At 74.2% G+C, this 11,217-nt stretch carries 8 protein-coding genes; 5 read left to right on the top strand and 3 right to left on the bottom strand.

Annotation, left to right across the window (positions count from 1 at the left end; genetic code table 11):
* Positions 1-148: 148 nt before the first annotated feature.
* On the bottom strand, positions 149-1,315 hold the full coding sequence (locus tag IE273_RS27960; RefSeq protein WP_189817945.1) for an FAD-dependent oxidoreductase: 1,167 nt from the start codon (positions 1,313-1,315) through the stop codon (positions 149-151).
* Between the two features lie 482 nt (positions 1,316-1,797).
* On the opposite strand from IE273_RS27960, the gene IE273_RS27955 reads away from it, so the two are divergent.
* The 5 genes from IE273_RS27955 (at position 1,798) to IE273_RS27935 (ending at position 6,009) form a co-directional block, all read left to right on the top strand.
* A complete protein-coding gene (locus IE273_RS27955; protein WP_189817944.1) occupies positions 1,798-2,802 on the top strand; it encodes a Ppx/GppA family phosphatase in 1,005 nt (334 codons plus the stop codon).
* Positions 2,803-2,986: 184 nt separating this feature from the next.
* A complete protein-coding gene (locus IE273_RS27950) occupies positions 2,987-3,319 on the top strand; it encodes a hypothetical protein (protein WP_189817943.1) in 333 nt (110 codons plus the stop codon).
* A 176-nt stretch (positions 3,320-3,495) separates the two neighbouring features.
* Complete coding sequence (locus tag IE273_RS27945) at positions 3,496-4,272, top strand: polysaccharide lyase family 7 protein (RefSeq protein WP_189817942.1); 777 nt, start codon at positions 3,496-3,498, stop codon at positions 4,270-4,272.
* 94 nt (positions 4,273-4,366) lie between these two features.
* A complete protein-coding gene (locus IE273_RS27940) occupies positions 4,367-4,849 on the top strand; it encodes a hypothetical protein (protein WP_189817941.1) in 483 nt (160 codons plus the stop codon).
* A 182-nt stretch (positions 4,850-5,031) separates the two neighbouring features.
* Positions 5,032-6,009 carry an SMP-30/gluconolactonase/LRE family protein gene (locus IE273_RS27935; RefSeq protein ID WP_189817940.1) on the top strand — a complete coding sequence of 326 codons (978 nt, stop codon included), beginning with the start codon at positions 5,032-5,034 and terminating at the stop codon, positions 6,007-6,009.
* A 336-nt stretch (positions 6,010-6,345) separates the two neighbouring features.
* Here IE273_RS27935 and IE273_RS27930 read toward each other — a convergent pair whose 3' ends face one another.
* Together IE273_RS27930 and IE273_RS27925 are read right to left on the bottom strand one after the other, a co-directional pair.
* Positions 6,346-9,720, bottom strand: coding sequence for a pyruvate carboxylase (locus tag IE273_RS27930; protein ID WP_189817939.1), 3,375 nt, complete (start codon positions 9,718-9,720; stop codon positions 6,346-6,348).
* A gap of 203 nt (positions 9,721-9,923) precedes the next feature.
* Positions 9,924-10,763: a hypothetical protein gene (locus IE273_RS27925; protein ID WP_189817938.1), complete on the bottom strand. Its 840-nt coding sequence runs from the start codon at positions 10,761-10,763 to the stop codon at positions 9,924-9,926.
* Between the last annotated feature and the right edge of the window lie 454 nt (positions 10,764-11,217).

The raw sequence follows: 11,217 nt of genomic DNA, 5'->3' as shown, positions 1-11,217 counted from the left end.
ATGACCCACGGCTTAGTTCATGCTTTGATTTAAGAGATGAACCAACCGGGCCACAAGCCTTCGGACACCAGATCCTTCAACTGCCGGTGCCCTCCCTCGGTCACACGGCGGTCGGCTCGTCCGCCCGGCCCACGCGGTCGGGATCGGGTCAGCGCGGCTCGGGCGGGGCGGCGGACAGCGGGGTGTCCCAGGCGAGTTGGCGGATGAGCCGCCCGTCCGGCCCGGTGGGCGGAGGCGTGCCGGGTGCGGGGCGGGACGGCGTGCGGGTGCCGCGGGTGAGGCCGCCGCTGACGGTGATGTTGTGTTCCGTCCGCGGGCGCCGGTGCCGCTCGTACCCGGCGCACGCGGCCCGCTGATCGGGCAGGTCACGCAGGGCCTTGGCCAGGACGACGGCGTCCTCCAGGGCCATCGAGGCACCCTGGCCGGTCGCCGGGGAGGCCGCGTGGGCCGCGTCGCCCACGAGCAGGACCCGCCCGGTGTGCCAGGCGGTGCCGAGCGGCAGCTCCGTGGCGTTGGTGACCATGAGGGCGTCGGCGGATGCCCCGACCAGTGCGGCGGCCGGGGTGTCGTCCTTCCTCAGCAGCGCCAGCAGCTGTGCGCGCAGCACGGCGGGCGGCGCGGCGAGGGCCCCGGTGGACAGCGGATCGCCGCCGGCACGGGCGAACCAGTACGTCTCCCCCGCCGGCGACACCGCGTACCCGAAGGCGGTCGCGCTGCCCCGCACCATGGTGATGGCGCCGTCCGGGCCGGGTCCGGACGCGGTCGCGGTGTAGCCGTAGTAGACCCGCTGGCCGGCGTACCCGGGCCGGACGTCGGGCAGGAGCAGCCCGCGCACGGTGGAGTTCAGGCCGTCGGCGCCGATGAGCAGGTCGCCGCCGGCCGTGGAGCCGTCGGCGAAGTGGGCGGTGACGTCGTGCGGGCCGTCCGTCACGGACACCAGCCGGGCGCCGTGGCGCAGCCGGATGCCGCGCCGGACCGCCTCGCCCTGGAGGGCCGCGTTCAGTTCGCCGCGGCGCAGACAGCGGTAGCGCAGGGCGGGGTCGTCCGCCTCGCCGAGCGGTGCGTGCGCGACCTCGGTGCCCTGGCCGTCCAGCAGCCGCAGCGAAGTCAGCGGAAAACCGACGGCCGTGACGGCGTGCGTGGCGTCCAGCTCGGCCAGGGCGCGCATGCCGTTGCTCGCCAGGGTGAGGAAGGCGCCGATGTCCTCGGCCGTGTCCGGGTGTGCCTCGAAGACGGTGACGTCGACACCGGCCTTGTGCAGGCCCAGGGCGGTCGCGGTCCCCGCGATGCCGCCGCCGATCACCAGTACCCTCATCGCATCCGCTCCGTCACCTGCCGCTGCGCGCGCCGACCGTGCGCGTGACCATCCAAGGGCAGCGGCGGGTCCGCCGGGACCCACGGGGCCGGGATTCGGACAGGCCGGCCCCGCCCGAGTGCCCGGCGGAGCGCACAGGTGAGGGCCGCCGCTCCGTGCCGGCCGTCGACGGAACCCGGTTCGCGGCGGACGGCCGGGCCGCGGCGGGGCCGCGCGGGGCCGGAGGGCCGGAGGGCCGGAGCCGACACGGACGTGGTGTGCGGGGGGGGGTGCGCGCACGCTGCCGCGCGGCGGGTGTGCGGAGGGTGTGCGCGCAGCTGCCGCACGGCGGGCGTCCACTGGACTCCGGCCCGTGCGCCTCGCGCTGCTGTCGGCCTCCGACTGCCGCGCGAGCCGCTGCTGAGGCACGCGGCGGGGGCGCTGTGCGCCGGCACGCCCCCTGTGCGAAGGGTGATCGCCGGTGAACTGGGTACTCCCCGGCCATGCGGGTGAGCGTGGTGGACGCGGGGTCGAACACGGTCCGATTGGTGATCGCAGATGTGGAGGGTGGTGTTCCGCTGCCGGTGCACACCGTCAAGTGGAAGCTCCGCCTGTCCGAACAGGTCGGCCCGGACGGCACCATCGCCGACGAGGCGGTGGAGCGGCTGGTGAAGGCGGTGGCCGCGGCGGGCGCCACGGCCCGGCGGTGGCACGCGGCGGGCCCGCTGGCCTTCGCGACCGCGGTGGTGCGCAGCGCCCCCAACCGCCATGACGTGCTGCAACGGGTCGCGTCCGGCACTGGTATCCGCATGTGCACCCTGCCCGGTGAGACGGAGGCCGAGCTGACCTTCCTGGCGGCGCGCCGCTGGCTGGGCTGGAAGGCGGGGCCCCTGGCCCTGCTCGACATCGGCGGCGGCTCGCTGGAGGTGGCCTTCGGCCGGGGCCGGCTGCCCGACTTCGCCGCGTCCCTGCCGCTCGGCGCGAACCGGCTGACCCGGGAGTACCTGGGCGTCCAGGATCCGCCCGGTCCGGGCGAGTTGAAGGAGCTGCGCCGCCGTATCCGCCATGAACTGCGGGACGTGGCCTCGCGGATCCGCTGGGAGCGTCCGCGCACCGCCGCCGTCACGTCCCGTACGTTCCAGCAACTGGCCCGGCTGTGCGGGGCCGCGCCGGGGCGGTTCGGCCTCTTCGTGGACCGGGAGCTGGCCTGCCGGGACCTGCGCGCGGCGGTGCACGCCCTCGCCGGACTGCCCGCCGTCGAACGCGCCCAGCTGCCCGGGATCTCCGCGCCGCGTGCCGCCCAGAGCCTGGCCGGAGCGGTCGTCGGGCACACGGCGCTGAAGCTGATGGGCCTGCCCCGGGCCGTCGTCTGCCCCTGGGCGATCCGCGAGGGTGTGCTGCTGCGCTACGCCGAGGACGGCGCCGACTGGTGGGCGGACGCCACCGGCCAGACCGACACCGCTCCGGCCCCCGCGGCACCGCTCCGCATCGCGAGCCCGTCTCCGTGACAGGTGGTCAGCGGGCTGCCGTGCGGTTCTCCTGACGGTGCGCAGCGCACAGCGGACCACCCGCTGTCCTCGTTCGGGTGAGCGGTGCTTCAGGGCGGTCGGCCGGGTGGAACGCTCCCGCGTGAGGCCGGGCCCGGATCAGCACCCGCCCGCTCACCCGGCCGAGCACCGGAAGGAACGCTGCATGCGCGCTCGCACCACGCGCCGCCGGACCGTGACGGCCCTCTGCGTCGGCCTGTTGGCAGCAGGCTGCGGGACGCTGTCGGCCCCGGCCGCCCTCGCCGCACCCGCGCCACCGCCCTACTACTACGACTGCGCGAGCACCTCCGAGGATCAGGGCTCCGGCACGCTCGTGGGCGAGGGGTGCGCCAAGGTCTCCGAGCCGACCGGAGGCGGGGGCGTCTACGTCGAGGACGGGGCCGGCCGGAACGACTGGCACTGCGACCGGATCGACGACGTCGGCACCAGCGCGGTCAGGGGCCACGGGTGCCGAGCGGTGGAGAAGGGTTCTTGGTGAGGTGCCGACTACGGCGTGCGAGTCGGCCGCGCACTCTTGACGTGTCTGGTTCAGACCTTTAACTTCTCGGGTCACCGGAGAACAAGGATGAGTTCAGTGTTCATCATCTTGAACGCACCCTTGGTCACACCGGGCCCACACCCGGTCCGTATCCGGTCCGACGAAGGGACCCCCACATGACCCGATCCCGGATACCCACGGCGACGGCCACCGCCGTTCTCGCCCTCGCCCTCACCGCCCTCGCCGCCGGCGGCGCGGACGCGGCCGACCCGCGTGTCGCACCCGGCGGCAACTTCGACCTGTCCGTGTGGCAGCTCCAGGAGCCCGTCGGCTCCCCCGGCAAGCCCACCACCATCCCGTCGTCCCGGCTCCAGGGCGCGAACGGCTACCAGGACGCGTACTTCTACACCGACACCCGCGACGGCGCCATGACGTTCTGGGCGCCCGAGAAGGGCGTCACCACGCCGAACTCCAAGTACGCCCGCTCCGAACTGCGCGAGATGAACCGCGACGGCTCCGCCGCCGACTGGGCGCTCGGCGGCAGCCACCGGATGAGCGCGACCCTGCGCGTGGTGTCCGTGACCAAGAACGTCTGCGTCGGCCAGATCCACCTCGGCTCGGGCGGTTCCTCCACCAAGCCGCTGGTGGAGCTGTACTACCGCGCCAACGGGGACATCGTCCTCGGCACCGAGGACTCGCCGGACGGCGGCCAGACCCCGCACCCCGTCGGGCACGTGTCCCTCGGCAAGACCTGGAGCTACACCATCGCCGTCTCCGGCGGGAACACCGTCGACCTGACCGTGAACGGCACGACCACGCACTACGCCATCCCGTCCTCCTTCAAGCCGTACAAGCAGTACTTCAAGGCCGGCTCCTACAACCAGTCCTCTTCGGACAGCACCACCAACGGTGCCCGCGTGGCCTTCTACGGGCTGACCGTCTCGCACGGCTGACACGCGGCCCGACCTGCGCGACTGGTGCGAACGGCGGGACGGTCGTAGCGTCGGGTGCACGCGGTCGGACACAGCACGACGGGTGGGAGCGGCCATGCGCGGACCAGTGACGGGAACGGCGATCGTCCTCGCGGCGGGAGCCCTGCTGACAGCGGCCATGACCACGGCGACGGCCAGTCCGCCGGTCACCGCCACGGCGCAGCCCCGCGCCGGCACGTCGCCGTCCCACGCCGGTCCATCGCAGCCGGTCCTGGTCGACTGCCTGTGGAACCGCACCGTCCGCCCCGGCGACTTCATCCTGGCCTGCGGCGACGGAAACAGCCGCCTCTCCGGACTCCACTGGACCAAGTGGGGTCCGGAGGGGGCGACCGCCGTCGGCACGAACATGGTCAACGACTGCAAGCCGTACTGCGCGGCCGGTTCCTTCCGCGCGTACCCGGTGACCGTCCGGCTCGACGGCCCCCAGCCCTGGAAGAAGCACCCTGACGTGCAGCGCTACAGCCGGATCAGCCTCACCTACCAGGAAGGCCGTCCGGAGGGCTACAAGCAGGTCATGACATATCCGCTCTGGGACTGAGGGGACCCGCGCGGACCACGCGGCCGGGCGGTACGTCGCCCGGCCGTGCCTCGTACGGCCGTGCCGGTGGTCCGCGCGGGCGATCCCGCGGCCCCGGTTCCCGCCACCGGCGACCCCCTCCCCGTCATGTTGGTGTGACCCCGCACGCCGGCGCCGCCGCGCGCCGACCGAGAAGAGGTCACATGCCCCTGCTCCCCCGTCCGGCCGGAGCCGCCGCGGCCACGCTCGCGCTCGGCCTCGTCGCCGCCGCGCCCGCCACCGCGCATGAGCCCCTCGTCACCGACGCGCGCGTGCTCGCCCACCTCGACCTGGCCGCCGGGCAGACGCCCGAGAACATCGCGCTGGACCTCGACGGCTCCGCCGACGTGACCTTCGCCTTCGCCCGGCAGATCGCCCATGTCACCGACGACGGCCGCGTCCGGACCCGCGCCACCCTGCCCGCCGTCGCGCACGCCGCCACGCCCCTGCTGCGCAGCGCCGTGGTCACCGGCATCGCCCGCGCCCACGACGGCACCCTGTACGTCGACTACGCCACCGGCACCAGCGCGACCGGCGTCTGGCGCCTCTCCCCCGGCGACGCGCCGGAGCAGATCGCCGCGCTGCCGGCCGACGGGCTGCCCAACGGGCTGGCCCTCGACGAGCGGCGGGGCGTGCTCTACGTCGCCGACTCGGCGCGCGGCACCGTCTGGCGCGTCCCGCAGGCGGGCGGCACGGCCACGGCATGGGCGAAGGGCGCGGCGCTCGCTCCGCTCCCGGCGGCCCCGGCGCGCGGCCTCGGCGCCAACGGCGTCAAGGTCCGCCGGGATTCCGTGTGGGTGTCCAACACCGACCGGGGCACGCTGCTGCGCATCCCCGTCCGCCCGGACGGGGCCGCCGGACCCGTCGAGACCCGGGCCGACGGACTCGCCGGCATCGACGACTTCGCGTTTCCCGGCCACGGGAGGAGCGTGCTCGCCGCGCTGAACACCGGCAACAGGGTCGTCCTGGTCCACGCGGACGGCACCGTCACGACCGTGCTGGCCGCGCGGGACGGCCTGTCCAACCCGACCTCCGTGGCGGTCCGCGGCCGAACCGTGTACGTCCCGAGCGCCGCGTCCACCACCCGCCACGACCCGAACCTCCTCCTGGCCCGCCTGCGCCACCTCATCGGCCGCGGGTGACGAAGGCGTGTACGGCGCCGGCCCCGCTCACCGTGGACCGCTCCGGGTTCCGCTCACGGCGGCACAGGTCGGACCTCCGGCCCGCCGGCCGGCAGCCCGGGGCTCGGTTCCCCGGGACGGCTCTGGCCCGGCTCCCCGGGGCGGGCGCCGGGCCAGAGCCGACGGGGCCGGCGGGCCACAGCGCGCCGCCAGGCGATCGGCGGCACCGGCCGGCTCACCACCCTCCGGACGGCCGGGCGGCCCCGCCCACCCGCCACGACCGCCTCGACGCCCTCCCGGCAACCGACCGCGGTTCCCGCCGACTCACCCACCTCACGGCGTCCGGCCCCGGCGGCGTCAGGTCAGTTCCGCCAGGAGGTCGCCGCCCTCCACCTGCTGGATGCGGTTGATGGCGAGGCGTGAGACGCGGCCCGCCTTGGGGGCCGTGATCGTGGCTTCCATCTTCATGGCCTCGATGGTGGCGATCGTGGCACCCGCCGCCACCTCGTCGCCCTCGGCGACGGCCAGGGTCACCACACCGGCGAAGGGTGCCGCGACATGGCCGGGGTCGGAGCGGTCGGCCTTCTCCGTGACCGGGATGTCGGAGGCCGCCGCACGGTCACGGACCTGGATGGGCCGCAGCTGGCCGTTGAGCGTGGACATCACGGTCCGCATACCGCGCTCGTCGGCCTCGCCGATCGCCTGGAGCTCGATCAGCAGCCGGACGCCGGGCTCCAGGTCGACGGCGTACTCCTTGGCCGGGCGCAGGCCGTAGAAGAACGCCTTGCTGTCGAGGACGCTGGTGTCGCCGAAGGACTGGCGGTGCGTCTCGAACTCGCGGGCGGGGCCGGGGAACAGCAGCCGGTTGAGGGTGGCCCGGCGGTCCTTCGCCAGCCCCTCGCGGTCCTCGGCGGACAGCTCGGGCACGGGCTTGGGCGCCGCCCGCCCCTGGAGCGCCTTGGTGCGGAACGGCTCCGGCCAGCCCCCGGGCGGGGTGCCCAGCTCGCCGCGCAGGAAGCCGATCACCGAGTCCGGGATGTCGAACTTGTCGGGGGTCGACTCGAACGCGTCCGGGGAGACCCCGGCGCCCACCAGGTGCAGGGCCAGGTCGCCGACGACCTTGGAGGACGGGGTGACCTTCACCAGCCGGCCGAGGATGCGGTCGGCGGCGGCGTACATCGCCTCGATGTCCTCGAAGCGGTCGCCGAGACCGAGGGCGACGGCCTGGGTGCGCAGGTTGGACAGCTGGCCGCCGGGGATCTCGTGGTGGTAGACGCGTCCGGTCGGGGAGGCGAGGCCGGCTTCGAACGGGGCGTAGACCTTCCGGACGCCCTCCCAGTACGGCTCCAGGTCGCCGACCGCCTGGAGGTCCAGGCCGGTGGGCCGCTCGGAGTGGTCGGTGGCGGCGACGATCGCGGACAGCGACGGCTGGGAGGTCGTACCGGCCATGGAGGCCACCGCGCCGTCGACCGCGTCGGCGCCGGCCTGGATCGCGGCGAGGTACGTGGCGAGCTGGCCGCCGGCGGTGTCGTGCGTGTGCAGGTGCACGGGCAGGTCGAACTCGCGGCGCAGCGCCGAGACGAGCTTGGCGGCGGCCGGGGCGCGCAGCAGCCCGGCCATGTCCTTGATGGCGAGGACGTGGGCGCCGGCCTCGACGATCTGCTCGGCGAGGCGCAGGTAGTAGTCGAGGGTGTAGAGGCGCTCCGACGGGTCGTTGAGGTCCGCGGTGTAGCAGAGGGCGACCTCGGCGATGGCGCTGCCCGTCTCGCGTACGGCGTCGATGGCGGGCCGCATCTGGCCGACGTCGTTGAGGGCGTCGAAGATACGGAAGATGTCGATGCCGGTGGCGGCGGCCTCCTGTACGAAGGCGTCGGTCACCTCGGTCGGGTACGGGGTGTAGCCGACGGTGTTGCGACCGCGCAGCAGCATCTGGAGGCAGATGTTGGGGACGGCCTCGCGCAGGGCGGCCAGCCGCTCCCAGGGGTCCTCGGCGAGGAAGCGCAGCGCGACGTCGTAGGTGGCGCCGCCCCAGCACTCCAGGGAGAGCAGTTGGGGGAGGGTGCGGGCGACGACCGGGGCGACGGCGAGGAGGTCCTTGGTGCGCACCCGGGTGGCGAGCAGGGACTGGTGGGCGTCGCGGAAGGTGGTGTCGGTGACGCCGATGGTCGGCGACTCCCGCAGGTGCCGGGCGAAGCCCTCGGGGCCGAGGTCCACGAGGAGCCGGCGGGAGCCGGCGGGCGGCTCGCCGGCGGGCAGCGGCGGCAGCTTGGTCAGCGGGTCGAGCAGGTCGGGCCGTCGGCCGTGCGGCTGGTTGACCGTCACGTCGGCGAGGTAGGTGAGCAGCTTGGTGCCGCGGTCGGCGGAGGAGCGGGCGGTGAGCAGGTGCGGGCGCTGCTCGATGAAGGAGGTGGTGACCCGGCCGGCCTGGAAGTCGGGGTCGTCCAGGACCGCCTGGAGGAAGGGGATGTTGGTGGCCACGCCCCGGATGCGGAACTCGGCGACCGCGCGCCGGGCCCGGCCGATCGCGGCCTGGAAGTCACGGCCCCGGCAGGTGAGCTTGACCAGCATCGAGTCGAAGTGCGCGCTGATCTCCGTACCGGCGTGGGTGGTGCCGCCGTCGAGGCGGATGCCGGAGCCGCCCGGGGAGCGGTAGGCGCTGATCCGGCCGGTGTCGGGGCGGAAGCCGTTGGCGGGGTCCTCGGTGGTGATGCGGCACTGGAGGGCGGCGCCGCGCAGGGTGACCGTGTCCTGGGAGAGGCCGAGGCCGGCGAGGGTCTCACCGGACGCGATCCGCATCTGGGCCTGGACCAGGTCGACGTCGGTGACCTCTTCGGTGACGGTGTGCTCGACCTGGATGCGCGGGTTCATCTCGATGAACACGTGGTTGCCGTCGCGGTCGAGCAGGAACTCGACGGTGCCGGCGTTGCGGTAGCCGATCTCCCGGGCGAAGCGGACGGCGTCGGCGCAGATCCGGTCGCGCAGCCGTGGGTCCAGGTTGGGCGCGGGGGCCAGCTCGATGACCTTCTGGTGGCGGCGCTGGAGCGAGCAGTCCCGCTCGAAGAGGTGGATGACGTTGCCCTCGCCGTCGGCGAGGATCTGCACCTCGATGTGGCGGGGCTCCACGACGGCCTTCTCCAGGAAGACGGTCGGGTCGCCGAACGCGGAGGCGGCCTCGCGGGAGGCGGCCTCGATGGACTCGCGGAGCTGGGCCGGGTCCTCCACGCGGCGCATGCCGCGCCCGCCGCCGCCGGCGACCGCCTTGACGAAGACGGGGAAGCCGATCCGCTCGGCGGCGCGCACCAGTTCGTCCACGTCGGTGGAGGGCTGGGAGGAGCCGAGAACGGGCACGCCCGCGGCGCGGGCGGCGGCGACGGCGCGGGCCTTGTTGCCGGTCAGCTCCAGGGTGGCCGCGCTGGGGCCGACGAAGGTGATGCCGGCTTCCTCGCAGGCACGGGCCAGTTCGGGGTTCTCGGACAGGAAGCCGTACCCCGGGTAGACGGCGTCGGCGCCCGCCCTGCGGGCGGCACCCACGATCTCCTCGACGGAGAGGTAGGCCCGCACCGGGTGGCCCGGCTCCCCGATCTCGTACGCCTCGTCGGCCTTCAGCCGGTGCAGCGAGTTGCGGTCCTCGTGCGGGAACACGGCGACGGTGCGCGCGCCGAGTTCGTAGCCCGCCCGGAACGCGCGGATCGCGATCTCTCCACGGTTGGCGACCAGCACCTTGCGGAACATCCTGGATTCCCTTCAGCTGCCTGCCGGCGACGAACACCCTGGTGTCAGCCACACCTGCCGTACTCGCGGCCACCTTAGGGGGCGCCCGCACGGGTCGATGTGCGAAAACCATCACACCGACGGGGTGGGCGGCGCCACACGGGCGCGCCGGGCCGGGCGGGCCGGAAGCGGCGGCGCGGTGCGGGATGTCCCGTCGAGCCGGACTAGCGTTCGAGGGAATGCGCCGAGACCTTGGCATGGGTATGTCCGGGGCGGTCGGCCGTCGGGGTGGGGCCGGGGACGGGCGGGGGTGTGCGCGAGGGCCGTCGGCGCGTGGGGCGCGGGGACCGTACGGCGGCACGCAGCCGCTCCCCCCGGCCGTGCAGCAGACCGAGGACGATCGCCGCGGCCACCGCGATCAGGTGCTCGCGGCCGGCCAGGTTGGGTACGGCGATGGACTCCCACACCATCGAGCCGCCGGTCAGCGTGAACACCACGGGCGCGCGCCGGACCACCGAGAGGTAGGTGAACAGGCCGACCACGGCCGCAGAGGGCCCGGTGTCCAGGACCTGCCCGGCCTCGGGCGGCAGCCCGAACCCCCACCAGCCGGGCCCCAGCACGATCATCAGGCGGGCGGCGAGGGTGCCGGCCAGGGTGGTGGCATAGGCGATCACCAAGGTCCGGGCCCGGCCCAGGGCCAGTTCGGCGAGGGCGAAGGCGAGGAACAGCTGGGTGATGCCCGCCCATACCGGCAGGTCGAGCGCGGGGACGTACAGCGACACGGGGGTACGCAGCAGGGACAGCCACAGGGGAAGCTCGGCCCGGACCCCGCCGAGCCGCTCCACCCACAGCACTCCCGTGGGGTGCTGGGCGATGTCGTGGAAGAAGATGACGCCGCAGGCGGCGACGAAGGCCAGCAGCAGCCCGGACAGTCCGCGCCGCGCGAGCCGCCGCACCGGGTCGACGACGATGGCGTGCCACTCGCCCCACAGCGTCCGCCCGGTGAACCGGGCGAGCCGCGCGAGCAGCGGGCGGACTCTCAGGGTGCGCCCTTCAGCGGTCATGAGGCACGGCAGTCCGTCGCCGTCGGGTCCCCCGCCACACGCATCGCCCCCTTCGCCTCGCTCCCGGCGGTCCGACCGTGCGAGGCGTTTCGTCCGTCATCCGTCCACTTCGGGCGCGATCGTGCGGATGCACGGATCGCTCCGGTCCGACCCGCCCTCCGTGCAGTCCAGCGAGCCGGGAGGCGGGCGTCAACATCCGTCGCGAGGGCACGCCGGTGTGGGAAGACCCACAGGCGTACGGCGCGGAAACCAGGGGCCGCGAGGCAACCGGCACCCCCGCGGAACCGTCCTCGGATTCAGGCGTTTCCGGGGCCGCGATCCGGAAGTAGCGCGGAACCTTGCTGTTTCGATCAATAACTCTCGTATAGTGACCGCCAGTTCACCACCGGTGCTACGCCTCGCCATCCGATGTCCCTGCCAGCCCCGCCCCAGCCCGCCGTCTCCGCCGCAAGGA

It is taken from the genome of Streptomyces olivaceoviridis (assembly GCF_014650115.1).
GTDB classification, from domain to species: Bacteria; Actinomycetota; Actinomycetes; order Streptomycetales; family Streptomycetaceae; genus Streptomyces; species Streptomyces olivaceoviridis.
The sequence above is the reverse complement of the archived record's forward strand: the minus strand, read 5'-3'. Positions and strand labels throughout refer to the sequence as shown.